This window comes from Stenotrophomonas sp. 86428_Sma (genome assembly GCF_056481585.1).
This window is the reverse complement of the sequence record NZ_CM151156.1, coordinates 4,201,376-4,219,198: the sequence shown is the minus strand read 5'-3', so window position 1 is coordinate 4,219,198 and position 17,823 is coordinate 4,201,376. Positions and strand designations below refer to the sequence as shown.

The 17,823-nt window shown below is 65.9% G+C and carries 15 protein-coding genes; 7 read left to right on the top strand and 8 right to left on the bottom strand.

Annotated elements, in window-relative coordinates:
* Positions 1–279 precede the first annotated feature (279 nt).
* Positions 280–3,309 (top strand): autotransporter family protein, encoded by a 3,030-nt coding sequence (locus ACZK3J_RS19360; protein ID WP_478476186.1) that lies wholly within the window; start codon positions 280–282, stop codon positions 3,307–3,309.
* A gap of 70 nt (positions 3,310–3,379) precedes the next feature.
* On the opposite strand, the gene ACZK3J_RS19355 is transcribed toward ACZK3J_RS19360, so the two are convergent.
* On the bottom strand, positions 3,380–3,808 hold the full coding sequence (locus tag ACZK3J_RS19355; RefSeq protein WP_478476185.1) for a hypothetical protein: 429 nt from the start codon (positions 3,806–3,808) through the stop codon (positions 3,380–3,382).
* A 417-nt stretch (positions 3,809–4,225) separates the two neighbouring features.
* Here ACZK3J_RS19355 and ACZK3J_RS19350 point away from each other — a divergent pair, with 417 nt between their 5' ends.
* From ACZK3J_RS19350 to ACZK3J_RS19335, 4 genes are all read left to right on the top strand, one after another.
* Positions 4,226–5,263 (top strand): S41 family peptidase, encoded by a 1,038-nt coding sequence (locus ACZK3J_RS19350; RefSeq protein WP_134951226.1) that lies wholly within the window; start codon positions 4,226–4,228, stop codon positions 5,261–5,263.
* Between the two features lie 3 nt (positions 5,264–5,266).
* Entirely contained in the window at positions 5,267–5,602 is a 336-nt protein-coding gene (locus ACZK3J_RS19345; protein WP_149908672.1) for a hypothetical protein, read from the top strand.
* 49 nt (positions 5,603–5,651) lie between these two features.
* Positions 5,652–6,086 (top strand): SseB family protein, encoded by a 435-nt coding sequence (locus ACZK3J_RS19340; RefSeq protein ID WP_005419309.1) that lies wholly within the window; start codon positions 5,652–5,654, stop codon positions 6,084–6,086.
* 102 nt (positions 6,087–6,188) lie between these two features.
* Entirely contained in the window at positions 6,189–6,386 is a 198-nt protein-coding gene (locus ACZK3J_RS19335) for a hypothetical protein (protein WP_125895627.1), read from the top strand.
* A gap of 46 nt (positions 6,387–6,432) precedes the next feature.
* On the opposite strand, the gene ACZK3J_RS19330 is transcribed toward ACZK3J_RS19335, so the two are convergent.
* The 3 genes from ACZK3J_RS19330 to ACZK3J_RS19320 form a co-directional block, all read right to left on the bottom strand.
* Entirely contained in the window at positions 6,433–7,653 is a 1,221-nt protein-coding gene (locus ACZK3J_RS19330) for a multifunctional CCA addition/repair protein (RefSeq protein WP_478476184.1), read from the bottom strand.
* A gap of 113 nt (positions 7,654–7,766) precedes the next feature.
* Complete coding sequence (locus ACZK3J_RS19325; protein ID WP_049429401.1) at positions 7,767–8,003, bottom strand: hypothetical protein; 237 nt, start codon at positions 8,001–8,003, stop codon at positions 7,767–7,769.
* A 106-nt stretch (positions 8,004–8,109) separates the two neighbouring features.
* Positions 8,110–10,095 (bottom strand): transglycosylase SLT domain-containing protein, encoded by a 1,986-nt coding sequence (locus ACZK3J_RS19320; RefSeq protein WP_277779326.1) that lies wholly within the window; start codon positions 10,093–10,095, stop codon positions 8,110–8,112.
* Between the two features lie 151 nt (positions 10,096–10,246).
* On the opposite strand from ACZK3J_RS19320, the gene ACZK3J_RS19315 reads away from it, so the two are divergent.
* Positions 10,247–10,654, top strand: a complete 408-nt coding sequence (locus tag ACZK3J_RS19315) for an ExbD/TolR family protein (RefSeq protein WP_071229521.1) — start codon at positions 10,247–10,249, stop codon at positions 10,652–10,654.
* Positions 10,655–10,663: 9 nt separating this feature from the next.
* On the opposite strand, the gene ACZK3J_RS19310 is transcribed toward ACZK3J_RS19315, so the two are convergent.
* Complete coding sequence (locus tag ACZK3J_RS19310) at positions 10,664–11,005, bottom strand: hypothetical protein (protein ID WP_458075493.1); 342 nt, start codon at positions 11,003–11,005, stop codon at positions 10,664–10,666.
* A 363-nt stretch (positions 11,006–11,368) separates the two neighbouring features.
* On the opposite strand from ACZK3J_RS19310, the gene ACZK3J_RS19305 reads away from it, so the two are divergent.
* Complete coding sequence (locus ACZK3J_RS19305) at positions 11,369–14,230, top strand: TonB-dependent receptor (protein ID WP_032128961.1); 2,862 nt, start codon at positions 11,369–11,371, stop codon at positions 14,228–14,230.
* A gap of 70 nt (positions 14,231–14,300) precedes the next feature.
* On the opposite strand, the gene ACZK3J_RS19300 is transcribed toward ACZK3J_RS19305, so the two are convergent.
* The 3 genes from ACZK3J_RS19300 to ACZK3J_RS19290 form a co-directional block, all read right to left on the bottom strand.
* Entirely contained in the window at positions 14,301–14,735 is a 435-nt protein-coding gene (locus ACZK3J_RS19300) for a hypothetical protein (RefSeq protein WP_277779319.1), read from the bottom strand.
* Positions 14,736–14,906: 171 nt separating this feature from the next.
* Positions 14,907–17,051 carry a ferric-rhodotorulic acid/ferric-coprogen receptor FhuE gene (fhuE, locus tag ACZK3J_RS19295; RefSeq protein WP_277779320.1) on the bottom strand — a complete coding sequence of 715 codons (2,145 nt, stop codon included), beginning with the start codon at positions 17,049–17,051 and terminating at the stop codon, positions 14,907–14,909.
* A gap of 172 nt (positions 17,052–17,223) precedes the next feature.
* Positions 17,224–17,775, bottom strand: coding sequence for a M23 family metallopeptidase (locus tag ACZK3J_RS19290; RefSeq protein WP_414578434.1), 552 nt, complete (start codon positions 17,773–17,775; stop codon positions 17,224–17,226).
* Between the last annotated feature and the right edge of the window lie 48 nt (positions 17,776–17,823).

The window sequence follows — 17,823 nt, the reverse complement described above, 5'->3', positions numbered from 1 at the left end:
CCACGCATGGCGTGGATCTACCAGGTGCCATGAGTGAATCGATTGGCGATGCAGGGTCAGTAGATCCACGCCATGCGTGGATGCTTTGCGCGTGATCCCCACGTGCCAAAAAATGAACGATTTCAGCCACATCACATTGGCGTGAGGACCGGGCGATTTCACATCTGAACTGTGATTCTCTGCACGCAAGTTCACCTGTCGAAACGGTTCACCACACGGCAGACTGCAAGCGCAGTGCCGCACATACGCAGTTCCTGATTTCCCGTCCAGGAGTGCCCCATGTCCCGTGCCGTTCCGCGTGCGTTCCGCCCGCGCCGCCTTGCTGTTTCCGTGTTGCAGGCCCTCGCCGTTCCCTCCCTGCTTCTGACGACCGCCAGCGTCGCCTGGGCCGGCTGTAACAACTCGACACCGACCGCCGGCCAGACGGTCACCTGTGATGCCAACGCACCGAATCCGCAGACCACTCCCGTTACCGCCAGTGGCGCGGCTGGCGTCACCGTCAACGTCGGCAATGGTGCCCAGTTGCAGCAGAGTGGTGGTGGATCGGCCCTCGCGCTGGTCGGTGCCGGTGGTCACCTGCTGTCAAACCAGGGCGCGATCAGTTCGGTGGGCGGTGTGGCCGTGCAGCTTGGGGGTGGCAGCCGCGTCGACAACACCGGCAGCATCAGCACCGGCAACAACATTGCCCTGCAGTTCATCGGCGCAGGCGACAGCGTGCTGGTCAATCGGGGAACGATCAGTGGTCAGACCGGCGTGCAGTTCGATGCGGGCAACGATCGCCTCGAGATGCAGGCCGGCAGCATCACCGGAGGCGTCCTGCAGGGCGATGGAAACGATGTGCTGCTGCTCAGTGACGGTACGATCGACAGCGTCGACCAGGGCGGTGGCGATGACCAGATGACTGTCACCGGCGGCACCGTCACCGGCGTGGTGGTGCAGGGCAGTGGCCGCGATGATTTCGTCATGAGTGGCGGCACGATCGGCGCGCTGCAGCAGGGCGACAACATCGATACCTTCCGCATGAGCGGTGGCCGCATCGTCGGTGCGTTCGAGGATGGCGACCAGGCCTGGATGACCGCTGGCCGCATCGGCCGCGTCAACATGAAGCTGGACAAGAATCTGTGGGATCAGTCCGGCGGCATCGTTGAGGGCAACGTGGTCACCGGCTTCGACACCGACACCATCATCATCTCGGGTACGGCCTACATCGGCGGCAACATCAGTGTCAGTGGTGGTGCCGACAGCGTGACCATCACCGATGGCACCGTGCGCGGCCAGGTACTGCTCAGTACCGGCAACGACACCTTCAACTGGAACGGCGGCGGCATCGTCTACGGCGCGATCGACATGGGGCCGGACAACGACGTGGCCAACCTCAGCAACCTCAACCAAGGCAACCTTGGTGCAGTGCCGCTGTTCGACGGTGGCAGTGGCATCGATCAGCTCAACTTCAACAACGTCAAGGCTGCGGGCGTGGGACGCTTCCAGAACTGGGAGACAATCAGCCTGGCCAACAGCACCGAGCTGACCTTCGATGGTGATCTGGTGCTGGGTGACAGCGGAACCGGCACCGGCACGCTCACGGTGGATGACACCAGCACTGTCTACGCGGGCAGTGGCGGCCATGCCGTCCGTCCGTTCAACAGTGGCGCACTGGTGGAGATGGTCAATGCCGGGCGCATCGACCTGACCGGTGCCGGCGCCGGCGACGTGTTCACCGTGCGTGGCAACTACCGCGGTGACGGTGGCGGCCTGTACCTGCGTACCGTGCTCGGCGCGGACAATTCCACCAGCGACCGCCTGGTGATCGATGGCGGTACCGCCACCGGCACCACCGGCATCGGCGTGCTCAATGCCGGCGGCAGCGGCGCGGCCACGCTGGCCGATGGCATCCTGGTGGTGCAGGCGTTGAATGGTGGCCGTACCGCGCCGGGCGCGTTCTCGCTGTTCGCGCCGGTTGCGGCCGGTGCCTACGAGTACTTCCTGTTCAAGGGCGGTGTCAGTGCCGGTACCAGCGAGAACTGGTACCTGCGCTCGACCGTGGTGGCCGGGCCTGCACCGGCGCCCAACGGAAGCGGTATCAATGGCGTGCCGCCGCCGCCGACGCCGCCCGTCGCACCCCCACCACCGATCACCCCGGCACCGCCACCGCCGCCCGAAGGCGCCACCGATTCGGATCTGACCGCAGGCGAGACCGCGCCGCCACCACCGCCGCCGGAACCCGTGCCGGTGGCGCCGCCCAGTGATCCGGCGGTGCCGGATGTGCCGGTGGCGGGTGGCAGCCTGCCCGGTACCGGTACGCCGCCGACGCCGGGCGCGCGCCCCGCCGAGGGCGCAGTGGTGCCGCTGTACCGCGTGGAAACCGCCACCTACGCCGTGGTGCCGCCGCTGCTGCGCGAGACCTCGCTGGCCAGCCTCGGCACGTTCCATGAGCGGCAGGGCGAGCAGCGCCTGCTGTACAACCAGGGCGCATTCCGCACCGCGTGGGGCCGGTTGGTGGGGCAGAGCAGCGAGATCCACTGGAAGGGTGATGCGAAGCCCGGCTTCGATGGCGATGTGATGGGCCTGCAGGCCGGTCTGGATGTGTGGGCCGCAGCGTCTGACAATCATCGCAACCAGATCGGCGTGTTCGTCGGCCGCACCCGCGCGCAGGGCAAGACCACCGGCCTGGCACTCGGCTGGGAGAACGTGCAGGTGGGGCAGAACCGCTTGGACGACAAGCACGTGGGCCTGTACTGGACGTTCACCGACAGCAGCGGTGGCTACATCGACGCCGTGGCGATGCAGAGCCGTTACGACGGCCGCGTACGCTCCTCGCGTGGGCTAGGCTTCGGGATCAAGGGCGATGGCACCAGCGTGTCGGTGGAGGCGGGCAAGCCGCTGCTGCACTTCGGTCAGTCCGCATGGTGGCTGGAACCGCAGGTGCAGGTGATCTGGCAGCGCACCTCGCTGGACGACCGCCGCGATGAAGTATCGAGCGTGCGTTTCGACAACGACAATGCCTGGACCGGCCGCATCGGCCTGCGCCTGGCCGGCGATTACCAGTTGGCCGACAACGGCTGGCAACCGTACTTCAAGCTCAATTACTGGCATGGCCGTTCCGGCGAGGACCGCGTCGGCTTCGACAACGACACGATCATCAATTCGCAGCGCTCGCGTGCACTGGAAGCAGGCGTAGGTGTGGTCGGGCGCTTCAATCGCACCATCAGCGCGTACGCCGTGGCCGACTACACGCGCGAACTGGGCAGTGACCGCAACGAGAAGCGCCGCATCATCGAAGGCAACATCGGCCTGCGCGCGGACTGGTAGCGCCGGGTATGGATTTCATGACCCGCTCTGTGAGGTGTCGACCTTGGTCGGCACGAATCCATCGGTGCCATTACCCCGCGCATGCACCCGGCGCCACCAGCGCGCTGGCATGATCGGCCAACACCACTGCCGCGTGCAGCAGGCCTTCCTCCACCTGTGGCGGACACTGCGCCTGCGCATCGTCCGTCTCGCGCGCCGACTGTGCAGCCAGCAGTACCCCGCCGCACACAGACAATGCTGCCAAGCAGCGCGTCGCCTCCGCCAGTTCCCGGCCACGCACATCGCTGAGTTGCCGTTCGCGCCAGACCTGACCATCGGCGGCGTGGCTTTGCGCGATGCCGTGCAACCGGGCGAAGAAGGCCGGCGGCGGAGCGTGTTCATGGGCTTCTGTGAGCGCATCTTCCAACGCTTCGGCTGCGGCATTGGAGAGCTGCAGGCCGGGCATTGCGGCACCGAGCAGTACATACAGACGTGGGTAGGTGGGGTAGAGCGTGGTCATGGCAGCAACCTCACAAGGCTGGGCCACCTGCAGGGATGCAAGGTGGCGGGCGGTGCGGGTTGGCGTGCCGGTGAAGCTACCCAAAGGAAACGAAGCCGGCGGATCGGAAGGATCCCCACGCACCGCCCGCCGCAGGACGACGGACGGTGCATTATTCGAGCCCGCGACATGGTCGCAAGCCCGACTTCAGGTAGCTTCATTCAGGACGCCAATCCCGGCCAGCGCAGGAGGCGCCGACGGAGGCAACCTTCTCGCGTTCTAGGTGGCGATGACATGGGCAAAGTTGCAATCTACTGATCGCGTGCAAGCTGTCTTGCTGCAATCCGCGGCGGGGCCAGATACGACAGTCCGCGCATGGCGAAAGCCATCACCTGCGGGCTATGCTGTGCGCCTGCCTCAACGACAAGGAAACGTCACATGCAGGTTCGCAAGGGAGTGCGTCGCATTGGTGCGCTGGTGATCGCGCTGGTGGCTGCCAACGCCATGGCCGATACGCCCAAGGCAATCGAGGTGCCCTCGCCGGAGGCGGAGGCCGAGATCCTCAACCTGCTTGAACGGCAGGCGCTGTATCGCGACCGGGTGGACTGGCCTGGCACCCGCACACGACTGCAATCGGTGCAGGGTGACCCCGTGAAGCGGCTGGCGTTGCTGCGCGAAGCCATTGCGGTCAGCACGGGCAATCATGGCGTATGGACGACGACCCAGCGCCAGAGCGAATCCCTTGCGCGCGCGCAGCAGGTCGGCGCCGCCGCCGTGGAAAGGGCCAAGGCCGCCGATGCGGTGGATGCGCGCATCGGCTGGTTGGTCATCGAGGGATATGCCTCCACGCCCGGCGCGACGCCACAGGAAGCGTTCCGCCAGAACATCCAGCGCGCCGCGCGGTGGCAGCAGGTCATCCGCAGCAAGGACGACGGCATGCGCTGTGGCTGGATCGTCGACCTGCGTGACAACAGCGGTGGCAACATGTGGCCGATGCTGCTGGGCATGGCACCGCTGCTGCGCACCTCGGTGGTGAACAACGAAGATGTGGGGTCGTTCGAAACCGCACAGGGGCCGGAGCGCTGGACGTTGACCGCGACCGCCGTGCAGCGTGCAGGCAAGCCGGTGCTGGACTTCGGCCAGACCGGCTATGTGCTGCGGCAGCCTGGCGCGCCGGTGGCGGTGCTGTTCGGACAGCGTACCGGCAGTTCGGGCGAGGCCTCGGCGCTGGCGTGGCGTGGCCGCGCGCAGACGCGCAGCTTCGGCCAGCCGACGGCAGGGGTCTCGACTGGCAACAACGTGCGCACACTGGCCGATGGCAGCCGCCTGTTGTTGACCACCACCGTGATGCGCGACCGCAATGATCGTGGTGATGGGTTGAAGATCGAGCCCGACCAGCGCATCGAGGGTGATGCCGCCACCCTTGCCGCCGCCCAAGCCTGGCTGCTGGCCCAACCCGCCTGCCAGGGCCGCTGATCCATGATCCTGATCGGCCAGCAGGAACGGGTGATGGTGGTCGGCCCGACCGAAGCCCACCACTGCCTGCGCTGCCAGACGGAAACCGGGTTCGCGCCCCAGCTGCGCTACAAGATGGCGCGCATCGACCTGCTGTTCGGCCTCACCTACCATCGCCGCTACGAGCTGGCCTGCAGCCGGTGCGGGCACGGCTGGGTGCTGGACACCGACACCATGGACCAGCAGCTGGGCGGGGTGCCGATCCCGTGGCGGCACCGCTTCGGCCTGCCGCTGATGCTGGTGGTGGTGGCCGGTCTGGCGGCGCTGGGCTGGCTGTGGCGTCATGGATTCCTCGGTTGAGGAGCGGGCCTGTTAAAGTCTGCCCTGCAATCACGTACCGGAACCGACCATGGACCACGACACCCCGTTCGAACCCCTCAACGACCTCGAGGTGCGCCTGCTGCAGGCCCAGGACGGCACGCTGACCGCAGCGCAGTTCCTCGACGGCCTGCTGACCTCGACGGCATTCGTGCTGCTGGACAAGGCCATCGGCGAAGATGGCGCCTGGGACGAGAGCATCTCGCCGCTGGTGCTGACCAGCGAGAGCGGCGAGCCGATGTTCGCGGTGTTCACCGCCCCCGAGCGCGCCGGCCTGTGGCACGAGCAGCTGCCGCAGTTTGCGCATGCCATGCCGATCGCGGTGCACGCGCTGTTGGCCGGTATCGGCGACGGCGTCGGCCTGGTGCTGAACCCGGGCCTGGACGTGGGCATGGAGATGATTCCCGATGCCGTGGCCCAGCTGAAGCAGCGTGCAGCGGCGATCACCCGCGGCATGGCGCACTGAATCCAGGGATTGTCTGGTTGCCGGCTAGCGGCCGGCACTACCCGTGATGCCGGACGGCGGCGATGGCTTGCAAGTGCGTCCTGTTCAATGGAGAGGAGCATCGTGGGCAAGCGTTCTAACCGATCGCTGTGGGTCTATGAGATCGGCCTTCTTGCGGGTTTGGCACTGGCAGCTGCGTTCATCACCCGGTTCAATCCGGTGGAGACGCTCCGGTTGGGTGGTTGGCTCTTCCTCTTGATGCAACCTATCTTGTTGGGTGCTCATGCAGTCGACCACTTCTCGCGCAAGCGTCGTCGATAGACGGGCGATGTGAAGGTGCCGGCCAGCGGCCGGCACTACCAGGGCTTCAGCGTGCGGCGGCGATGGCTTTCACCCGTGCCTTGGCCAGTGCCTCACCGATGGCCGGGCCCTTCAGATGCGTGGTATCCAGATCCCGGGCCTGCACTGACAGCGCCGCCTGGTGCAGGCGCTTGAGCGTTTCGCCCTGTGGGTAGTCGGCATCCTCGAAACCGAGCCGGCCGCGCTTGTCGGCCTCGCAGCACAGCGTGATGCGGGCCACGCGTTCCGGCCGGCGCAATGCATCGCAGCGACCCAGCAGTTCCAGCACGGTGGCATCGCGCAGTTCGTCGATGCGGTGCACGTTCAAGTGCTCGCGGCAGACCGCTTCGGCCAGTTGCTGGTGCTCGGTGGGAATCTTCAACCGCGCGCACAATGCCTTCAGCGGTTTGATGCCGCGCTGCTCGTGCATGATGTGGCGTGGCCATTCCTCCGGCGGGGTCAGGCCCTTGCCGAGGTCGTGGGTGAGGGCAGCGAAGCCGACCAGGTCATCACCCGGTGCCAGTTTCGCGGCCATGTCGCTGACCATTTCCTGGTGGATGCCGGTGTCGACTTCCGGATGGAATTCGGCACGCTGCGGCACGCCATACAGCGCTTCGAGCTCGGGCAGGATCGGGCCCAGTGCCTGCGCATCGTGCAGCGTGCGCAGGAAGGCGGAGGGCCGTTCACTGACCAGCGCCTTGCGCAGTTCCTGCCAGACGCGTTCCGGCACCAGCGCGTCCAGCTCGCCACTGGCGGCGACCTCGCGCATCAGCGCCATGGTCTCTTCGGCGACGGTGAAGCCCAGTGGCGCGAAGCGCGCCATGAAGCGCGCCGCGCGCAGCACGCGCAGTGGATCTTCCACGAACGCCGGGCCGACGTGGCGCAGCACGCGCTGCTCAAGATCGCGAACGCCACCGTAAGGATCGACCAGCGTGCCGGTTTCCTCATCGCAGGCGATCGCGTTGATGGTGAAGTCGCGGCGCTGCAGGTCCTCTTCCAGCGTCACCGCCGGATCGGCATCGACCACGAAGCCGCGATAGCCACGGCCGGATTTGCGCTCGGTGCGCGCCAGCGCGTATTCCTCACCCGTCTTCGGATGCAGGAACACCGGGAAATCGCGGCCGACGGCGGTGTAGCCCTGCGCCTCCATCTGCGCGGGCGTGGCACCGACCACCACCCAGTCGCGGTCGCCGGCAGGGCGTTGCAGCAGGCGGTCGCGCACGGCGCCGCCGACAAGATAGATCTTCATGGGAGGATGATCGCACGGTAGGTGCATGAGCATCGGTAGTGCCGGCCGCTGGCCGGCAACCCTTGGACAATGGCGGTTGCCGGCCAGCGGCCGGCACTACCGATGAAGAGGAATCACGGCAGGCCGCGCCACTCCGGCACGAACAGGCCGGCCAGGAACCACAGGCCGTAGACGATCCACAGGCAGAGGAAGTAGAGCTTGATCTGCGCTTCGTCCCACAGGCTGCCCCAGCTGTCGACGAAGGCCAGTGACTTCCAGCCTTCCATCCAGGCCGCGCCACCCCAGCGCAGCACCCAGGTGGCGAACAGGCTCCAGGCGGCGAATATCCCGATCCAGGCCAGCAGGCTCATCGCTTTCCCCTCCCCGGGAAACGGATGCCGGGTAGTGCCGGCCGCTGGCCGGCAACCCTTGGATAATGGCCGAAGCCGGCCAGCGGCCGGCACGACCGCAGTGCGATCAATCGCCGCCCTGGTCCGCGTTGGCGGCGCAGCTGAAGCTCTTGCGCTTGTCCACCAGGCGGCCCATCAGACGGTCGCTCAGAGGCAGCGCATCACCATTGAGGCGCCAGTCGTAGATCACGCTGAAGGCCAGCACGCGCGCGACGTACTCGCGGGTTTCCTTGTAGCTGATGGTCTCGATCCACAGGTCCGGGTCATAACCCGGGCGCTGGCCCTGCCAACGCGCGGTCGGGGTCGGGCCGGCGTTGTAGGCGGCGATGGTCACGTACGGCAGACCGTCGTACTTGTTCATCAGCTGGCGCAGATAGGCGGTACCGATGGCGATGTTGGTGTCCGGGTCGTACAGGCTGTCGGCGCCGCCGTAGCCGGTCAGGCCGATCGACTTGGCCACGCCGGCACCGGTGGCCGGCAGCACCTGCATCAGGCCCATGGCGTTGGCAGGCGAGCGCGCGCGCGGGGTGAAGGTGCTCTCGGCGCGGATCTCTGCCGCCACCCAGGCCGGATCGATCGCGTTGCGTGCCGATTCGCGGCGGATGGTGGCGTCGTGGTGCAGCGGGAAGCGCAGGTCGTACAGGCGCTGTTCCTGCGGCTGCTTGCCGAGTGCGAACACGGCGCGGTCGAACCAGCCATTGTCCTGCGCCACGCGAACGGCGAGGCGGCGCTGGGTGTCATCGAAGCGCGACAGCGCACTGTTCCATTCGGCCACGGCCCAGCCGGCGCGGTCGATCTGGTACAGCGCCATCGCGCGCTGGATGGCTGGGTCGCGCGCGATCACCGCTTGTGCCTGCGCGCTGTCGTTCGGCTTCCACGGGCACAGCGTGTAGCCCTGCTGCAGTTTGTCGGCGGCGAGGAAACCATGGAAGGTCGGTGCGCGCGCGGCCTCGCGGAATAGCGGCTGCGCCTGTTGGGCCTGGCCGGTCTTCTCCAGCATGCGGCCTTCGAAGTAGCGCCAGCGCGGGTCGCTGCGCTGCTTGCTGCCCATCTTGCGGATCGCGGTCAGCGCTGCCGGCCAGTCGCCGCGCGACATCGCTTCGCGCACGCGCCATTCGTGCAGGCGTTCGTCGTAAGCCGATTCCGGCACCGCATTGAGACGGCGCGCCGAATCGGGCAGGTAGGACGCCACCGTCCACAGTGCGATCTGGTACAGCACCTGGCCCTGCTGGTCGGCACTCAGGCCCAGTGCCTGCGCGTACTGAGGCAGCTGCTGTTCGGTGGCGCCGGGATCGGCCTTGGCCAGCTTGGCCAGGCCATCAGTGGCGATGCGCCGGCTGCGCTCGTTGCGCGGCCAGTTCAATGCGCTGGCATTGGGCTTGTCGACAAAGGCCGCGTAATTGTTGGCCAGCGCCAGGTCGGTGGCAGGCAGGCCCCGTGCGGCGCTGCGCATCACAGCGGGTTGCTGGGCGTCGGCGGCAGCGTCGATGCGTTCCCAGCGCAGGGCGTCGCTCAGACCACCCTGTGCCTGCAGCACGGCAAAAACGGCATCACAGCCGTCCGGCAGCGACTTGCCGTTCTTGCGCCACAGATCCTGCGCTTCACTGATCCACTGCGGATCGACCTTACCGGTCACCTGGCGCGCGGTCAGCTGCGCACAGCGCAGGCCGGCGTTGTCGGTGGGCGCCCAGTTGGCGAGCAGGGTCGGCCAGTCCTGGCGGCGTGCGACCGAGGGCAGCCATACGCTGCGGAACGTGGTGGCCACGGCCTGGCCGTCATAGCGCTTGAGGAAGGCCTGCGCCTGCGCGGTATCGACGGTGTCGATGTTGCGGCGCAGGTTGGCGTACTCCAGCCAGCCGTATGCAGGATGGCGGCTGAGTGCGGCGGCCTGGCCGGGATCGAACTGGCCGCGTTCGGCGGCAGCGATCGCGGCCTTCAGCTGCGCGTTCTGCGCGTCGAGGGACTGGGCATTGGCGCAGCCGATCAGCAGCGTGGTGGCCAAGGGCAGCAGGGACAGGGCGGTCGAAGAGCGTCGGGTCATGGCGGGCAGCATAGCGGGCATTGGCTGAATTCAGTTTCGCATTGCGTGCACGCGATGGGTCGGCAACGGCAGCTGAATGCTCGTGCTGCAGGCACTGCCTCGCGAGCCTGCGGGCGACGTAGTGTCGAGCTTGGGCGAACGGCCCGGCTGCAGGGAGCGGCACATGGCGTTCAGTAGCGCAGGAAGAAGCGGCCCGCTGGCGGACATCAATGTCACGCCACTGGTGGATGTGATGCTGGTGCTGTTGATCATCTTCATCGTGACCGCGCCGATCGTGGCCCGGCCGATAGCCGTGCAGTTGCCACAGGCCACCGATCGCGTGGTCGACCGTCCCGAACCGCCACCGCCGATCGAGCTGCGCCTGGACGCTGCCAACCAGCTCAGCTGGAATGGTCAGCCGATGGTGATCAGTGAGCTGCAGGCGCGCCTGCAGGCACAGGCGGGCGAACATGCCGGCAACCTGCCGGAGCTGCGTATCGCCACCGATCCGGCGGCCGAATACGAAGGCATGGCGAGGATTCTGGCCGCAGCCGAGGCGACCGGCATGGAGCGCATTGCGTTCGTGCGGTAGTGCGATGTCTCACTGCCGCTCATGCGGTGATTGCCGCATGGGCGGCGCTTCCCCTGCTGACAGCGTCGCATCCAGGATCCGCAGAAAGGCCATTTCAATCTGCGCTGGAACCGGGGTTGGATGTGCTCGCCACCTTCCGGTCCCAGGGGCACGTTCAACGTCGAAAGCAGTCAATTCGGCTCTCTCGAAATCCACCACAACCGTCAATCCCTCTCCCGAGGCCAAGGCCGCATCGCTGGGAGAGGGGCAGTTGTTGCACTCGATCACGCCGCCTGCTCTCGATTCGCCCGCCAGGGAAAAAAGCAGCGTCATCACCGTCGTGACACCCAGCACCGCACTCACCGCTTTCATGATCGACCCTCCCGCGAATGGCTGGAGGTGCGAGTCTGCGCTGGACCGACTAGCGGCGCCTTCTGAAAGAGGGAATTTCAAACTATTCCTGAAACGGTCCGGCAGAGACCTTTTCCATGAATGCGGTGGCCCCCGGCGTGCGCTGTCGCAGCCGGCATCAAGGCTGCCTGTCGTGAACAATATCGTCCGGTCATAACCTGCAGCCATCTGACGCAATCGGCCTGCAATTGCGTCAATTCCGCGTGAAAGAGTGTCGATCATCACGCCGCGATTTTTACCACTTGTTTACAAAGGAGACGGCGCCGCCATGCAGGGAGGGAGTGCGGCAGCCCATGTCCCGACATTCCTTTGGAGAGAGAGCGAATGAATCACCTGCACCACCGCCCTTTGGCGGTTGCCGTCGCGCTGTGCGTGATGACCCTGGCACCGTTGGGTGCCGCTGCACAATCCACCACCAACCTCGATGCGGTGGAAGTCACCGGTACCCGCATCAAGCGCGCTGAAGTCGAAGGCCAGGTGCCGATCCAGACGCTGACCCGCGGTGATATCGAACGCACCGGCCTGACCTCGATCGGCGAAGTGCTGCAGCAGCTCACCGGTTCCGGTTCCGCGCTCAATGCCAAGTTCAATTCGTCCGGCAACTTCGGCTTCCCGCCCGATGGCAGTGGTGTAGGTGCTGGCTCGGCGCAGGTGGACCTGCGCCATCTGGGCGCCAAGCGCGTGCTGGTGCTGGTTGACGGCATCCGCTGGGTCAATGAGTCGTCCGCCTCCGGTGTGGGCTCGGCCACCGACCTCAACACCATTCCGCTGGCCATCGTCGAGCGCATCGAAGTGCTCGAAGATGGCGCGTCGTCGCTGTACGGCTCCGATGCCATTGCCGGCGTGGTCAACATCATCACCCGTCGTGATTTCGATGGCGGCCAGGTGACCCTGAACTACGGCGAGTACAGCAAGGGCGATGGCACGCAGAAGGGCGTGGACCTGGCCTGGGGCAAGAGCGGTGATCGCTTCAGCCTGTTCCTCGGCGCCAGCTGGACCAAGCAGGATCCGGTGTTCGCCAAGGACCGCGAGCAGTCGCGCTTCCCGATTCCCGGCACCGGCCTGGCCTTCGGCAGCGGTGGCATTCCGCAGGGCCGTTTCATGTTCACCGACCCGAACACCGGTGCGGTGCAGAACATCGTGCCCAATACCGGCGTGAGCAACCCGCGCTACGACGGCAGTGCCGGCTGCGCGCGCACCGATGACTATCACTGCTTCACCAGTGCTGATCGCTTCAACTTCGCCGAATACAACATGGTGCTGACACCGTCGGAGCGTAAAGGCCTGTTCGGTCAGTTCCGCTTCGACATCACCGACAACGTGCAGTGGTACGTCAAGGCACTGGGCAACCGCCGTGAGTCGACCAACCAGGCCGGCCCGGAGCCGCTGTTCTTCGGTCCCGATGGCGCCACCGGCAATCCGCTGGCCGACAACATCACCGTGTCTGCGCTCAACCCGTACAACCCGTTCGGCTTCGACCTGGTCTCGGGTGACAACCTGAGCCTGATCGGTCGCCGTCCAGTAGAAGGCGGCGCGCGCGTGTTCAAGCAGGAAGTGGACACCACGTATTTCGCCACCGGCTTCGTCGGCAACTTCCAGGCGGCTGACCGCAGCTGGTACTGGGACGTCAACGGCATGTACAGCAAGAACAAGGCCGAACAGACCAACTACGGCAGCTACAACATCTACAACGTCAACATGGCGCTGGGCGATCCGTCCGTCTGTGCGGCGACGCCGGGCTGCGTGCCGCTGAACATCTTCGGCGGTGCCGGTTCGATCACTCCGGACATGCTGAAGTGGATCCAGCCGGTGGTGCGTGACCGCAGCCAGAACGAGCTGAGCCTGTTCACCGCCAACCTGTCCAGCGACCTGTTCACGCTGCCGGCCGGCCCGGTGTCGTTCGCTACCGGCTTCGAGTATCGCAAGTACGAGGGTTCGTACCAGCCCGATCCGCTGACGGTGGCGGGCCACTACAACGGCGTGCCTTCGCAGCCGACGTCCGGCTCGTATGACGTCAACGAGGCCTACCTGGAGTTGAGCGTGCCGATCTTCGCCGACTCTTCATTCGGCAAGAAGCTGGACCTGAGCCTGGCCGGCCGCTATTCGGACTACTCCACCTTCGGTGGCGAGTTCACGCCCAAGTACGGCCTGCGTTGGCAGGTGACCGACGATTTCGTGCTGCGCACGACCTATGCCGAGGGCTTCCGTGCACCGTCGATCGGTGAGTTGTACGGTTCGGCCGCGCGTGCCGACCTGCAGTTGTTCGATCCATGCTCGGTGGGCCTGGGCGGTACGCCGCCGCGCGGCAGCGCCGCCAACTGTGCCGCGCTGGGCGTGCCGGCCGGCTTCCAGCAGGCCAACTCGCAGATCTCGGTGACCACCGGCGGCAACCGCGAGCTGGATCCGGAGCGCTCGCGCAGTTTCAGTGCCGGATTCGTGTGGAGCCCGTGGTTTGGCAACAACACCTCGTGGTCCGAGCGCTTCGACGTGGAGGTGACCTTCTATCGCCATGCCATCGATGGCGCGATCCAGGCAATCAACGCGCAGACCCAGCTGGACCTGTGCGTGGAAACGCTGGATCCGATCTACTGCGATGGCATCACCCGCGCCAATACCGGTGCAGTGAGCAGCTTCAACAACCGCCTGACCAATCTCGGCTCGATCAAGACCGATGGCTGGGACGTGGATCTGTTCTGGACGTTGCCGCAGAGCTCGATCGGCCAGTTCAAACTGGGCTGGAAGAACACGTTCGTCGGCCGCTACGAGGCCACCGGTGCGGCGGGCCAGAAGCAGCCGCAGAAGCCGGGCGTGGAAGTGGCCGACAGCTCGATTCCGGAATGGACCAGCAATGCCAGCATCGGCTGGACGCTGGACCGTTGGAGTGCCAACTGGACCGTTCGGCATATCTCCGAATTGACCGAGAACTGCGGTGACGCCTCTGTATTCCCGGTCTGCAGCAACCAGGCCGCAGGCACCAATACGCTGTCGGCCACCACCTTCCATGACATGCAGGTGGGCTACAAGATCGACTGGATGAAGGGGCTGCAGCTGACCGCTGGCCTGAACAACGTGTTCGACAAGGATCCGCCGATCTGCCTGTCGTGCTCGTTGAACGGTTACGACGCTTCGACCTACGACATCCCGCGTGGCCGCTACTGGTACCTGCGCGCGGACCTGCGTTTCTGATGAAGGGACGGCGCCGGGCTCCGCCCGGCGCCGTTGCAGCGTCGAGCCATGCTCGACTCCATGAAGGTGGTCAATCCGGAATGTCCTGTTCCGGGTCATCCTGTTCAAGGCTGGCACGGCGGAACGCGGTGCGTGCCCATCCCAGTCCGGCCACGATCATCATCGGCCCGACCGCGAAGGCGGGCAGTGAGGGAATGCGGAACTGTGGCAGGGATTCAACCAGCAGGTTGTACAGGATCCAGGCCACCAGGATCAGGCCGATCCCCGCGCACAACAGTCCGAACAGCACCTGTGGAATGCCCATTGCCAATCCCAGCGCGCGCTCGGAGCGGGTGGGAGTGGGGATGGCGCGCAGTTCACGGCCCAGATCGAACCAGAACAGGATCGCTGCGGGCAGGCCGATCAGCAGAAGCAGGATGAAGTAGCCATTGCCTGTAGCGACCATCAGCGGCAGCGAAGAGAACAGGGCCACGAGCGAGACAGCGAGTTTCGTGCGGGTGCGCATGGCCGGTCGTCCTTGAGGGGGAAGGCGCGAGGTATCCGTCTGCGCGACGCTACACCTGCAAGGTCAGCGCGGCAACGGGGGCGCCGAGCGCCCCCGTTGTGGTGTCGAGCCGTGCTCGACGACCCCGTGTGATCGAGTCGAGCATGGCTCGACGCTACAAGGCCGGTTGGATCAGAACGCCCAGGTGAACGTCAGCGAGCCATTGCGGCCGTCGCCGTAGGCACCGTAGCCGGTGATCTGCGAGTAGTACTTCTTGTCCAGCAGGTTGTTGAGGTTGGCCTGCACGCTGAACTCCGGCGAGATGCGGTAGCGCACGAAGGCACTGACCAGCGCGTAGCCTTCCTGTTCGAAACGGCCCACTACCGGCGCAGCGTAGTAGATGCGGTTCTGCCAGTTGGCACCGCCGCCGACGGTCAGTTCCTGCAGCGATTGCGGGGTGTAGCTGGTGAACAGCTTCAGCGCGGTCTGCGGCAGGTTGGTGTTGATGTCGGCGCCGTTGATGTCCTTGGCCACGTAACGTGAAGCACCGAAGGTCGCGTTCCAGCCCGGTGCCAGTTCGCCGTTCACTTCGAACTCGAAGCCGCGGCTGACGGTGCCACGTGCAGCGATGTAGGCGGTCTCGTTCATTTGCCCGTCGACCTTGTCCATGGTTTCCTGGCCAACGTTGTCCTGCTCGATGCGGAACACTGCCACGGATGCATTCAGCCGGTTGTCGAACCACGCGCCCTTGACGCCGACTTCGTAGCTCTTGCCATCGACCGGATCGAGGTAGCTGCCCTGCTTGTTGCGCAGCGTCTGCGGCTGGAAGATCTCGGTATAGCTGGCGTAGGCGGAGTAGGTATCGTTGATGTCGTAGACCAGGCCGGCATACGGCGTGGTCACTTTGTGCGAGCGGTCGTTGCCTTCGTCTTCGCTCTTCCAGTCGGTGTAGCGCGCACCGATGATCAGCTTCAGTGGATCGGCCAGCGACAGGCGTGCGGCGGCATAGCCGGCCTTCTGGGTGATGGTGCCCTGGCTGGCAAGCTTCAGCGGTCGCCAGTTCGGCTGCGGGAAATCACCGGTCCAGCCGAAGTAGCTGGCCAGCGGCAGGTACTGTGCATTCGGATCGTTGAAGTCAGGCTGGAAATCACCATAGTTGGCGAACTCACGCTTGTTGTAGCTCAGGCCGGCCATGAACTGGTGCTCGCGTCCGAACAGCTGGAACGGCCCATCGATGTAGCCATCGATGCCATCAACCTTGCGCTCGGTGTTGTAGAAGCCGGCCATCGGCGTGATGCCGGCGCCCGTGGTCTTGTTGAACGCGGTGTAGGCCGGATAGAACAGCTTGTCGTCGGCCTTGGTGCGGTCGTGGGTGGCGCCGATCTTGAACTTCCAGCCGTTGCTGAAGGCATGCTGCAGGGTGGCGAACGCACGCTTGCTGGTGGTGTCCCAGTAGGTCCAGTCCGGCGACGGATTGAACGAGGTCGGATAGTTGGTCGGGCTGCCATCGGCGTACCACATCGGGAAGCCGCCCCAGGTCGCGCCGTTGGCGCGCTTCTGCTGGTAGTCGTAGCCCACGCTGAGCTGCGTGTCCGGGGTCAGGTCGGCGTCGATGACGGCATAACCCAGCGTCTTGCGCTGGTTGTAGCGGTCCATCTGACCATCGGTGTCCAGGTAGCTGCCGATCACCCGGCCGCGCACCGTGCCACTGGCGTTCAGCGCGGTGCCCACGTCCACGGTGGTGCGGGTGCGGCCCCAACTGCCGACGTTCACCGAGATGCTGCCGGTCAGTTCTGCGTTGTCGGCGTGTTTGCGGATGAGGTTCACCGAGGCGGACGGATTGCCGGCACCGCTGAGCAGGCCGGTAGCGCCGCGTACCACTTCCACGCGGTCGTACAGCGCAAGATCGAGGCCGGAATCGCCGTAGCTCCAGTTCTGCACCATCTGCGTCGGCAGGCCATCGAACTGGTAGGCATCGATGTAGAAGCCACGCGCGTAGAACTCGGTGCGCTCGCTGTCGGACTGGGTGCTGGTCACGCCGGTGGTGTTGGCCAGCACGTCGATGATGTCGTCCAGCTTCTGATCTTCGATGCGCTGGTGGCTGATGATGCTGACCGACTGCGGGATCTCGCGCGGTGCCAGATCGAAGCGGGTACCGGCCGAGGTGCGGCGCACCGAATAGCCTTCGGCACGTTCGCCCTTGACCACCACCTTGTCCAGCGTGGTCGGATCGGCGGCGGTGTCGGCGAAGGCGGCTGGGGCCACGGCGCAAAGAACGGCAAGCACGGCAACGGACAGCCGCTGCGGCTGCAGGGTACGGAAGGCGGGACGGGTCATGGGGGTCCTGGACGAGCACGCGCGTTCGGCCGGCATCCAGGAGGCGAGGCGCTACGGGTAGGGGAAGGGCGGGCAGGCCGTCCTGGCACCACCGGAAACGAAAGAAATGGTAATACGAACTATTCCTATTTACAAATCATGAACGGTTCGGTGCGCGGGTGCGCCGTGGCGATCAGCGCAGCAACGGCAACGGGTCGCGGGGGCCGTTCGTGCCGTAGATGCCCCAGTGCAGATGCGGCGGCGTGCCCTTGGCATTGCCGCTGTCGCCCACGTGGCCGAGCAGGTCACCGGCCTGCACCACCTGGCCGCGCGCCAGGCCCTCGGCCCAGCCTTCCAGATGCGCGTAGTAGTAGCGTTCCCGCCCGGGCCCGATCACCCAGACCTGGCGACCACCGAGGCCGCGTTCGCTGACATCCGCGATGACGCCGGCAGTGACGCTGCGCACCGGCGTGCCGCGCTGGGCGAAGATATCGATGCCGGCGTGGGAGCGGTCGCGGCCGCGCGGCGCGCCGAAGGTATCGGCGATCTGGCGGGGGCGCACACCCTCCACCGGCACCGGGAGTTCGGTGGCCGGCGGCATGCGCGAGAGTGTCCACAGCATCCTCGGCGTGGCCGCCCATGGGCTGTTCCACAGCGCCATCGCGGCAACGACGGCAATGGCCAGCCACAGGCCGCGCAGCAGCCAGCGGCGCAGGCGACCGGCAGGAGAGGACGGAGTGCTCATGGTCTCCGACTGTAGCGTCGAGCCATGCTCGACGGCTGTTGCTTTGCG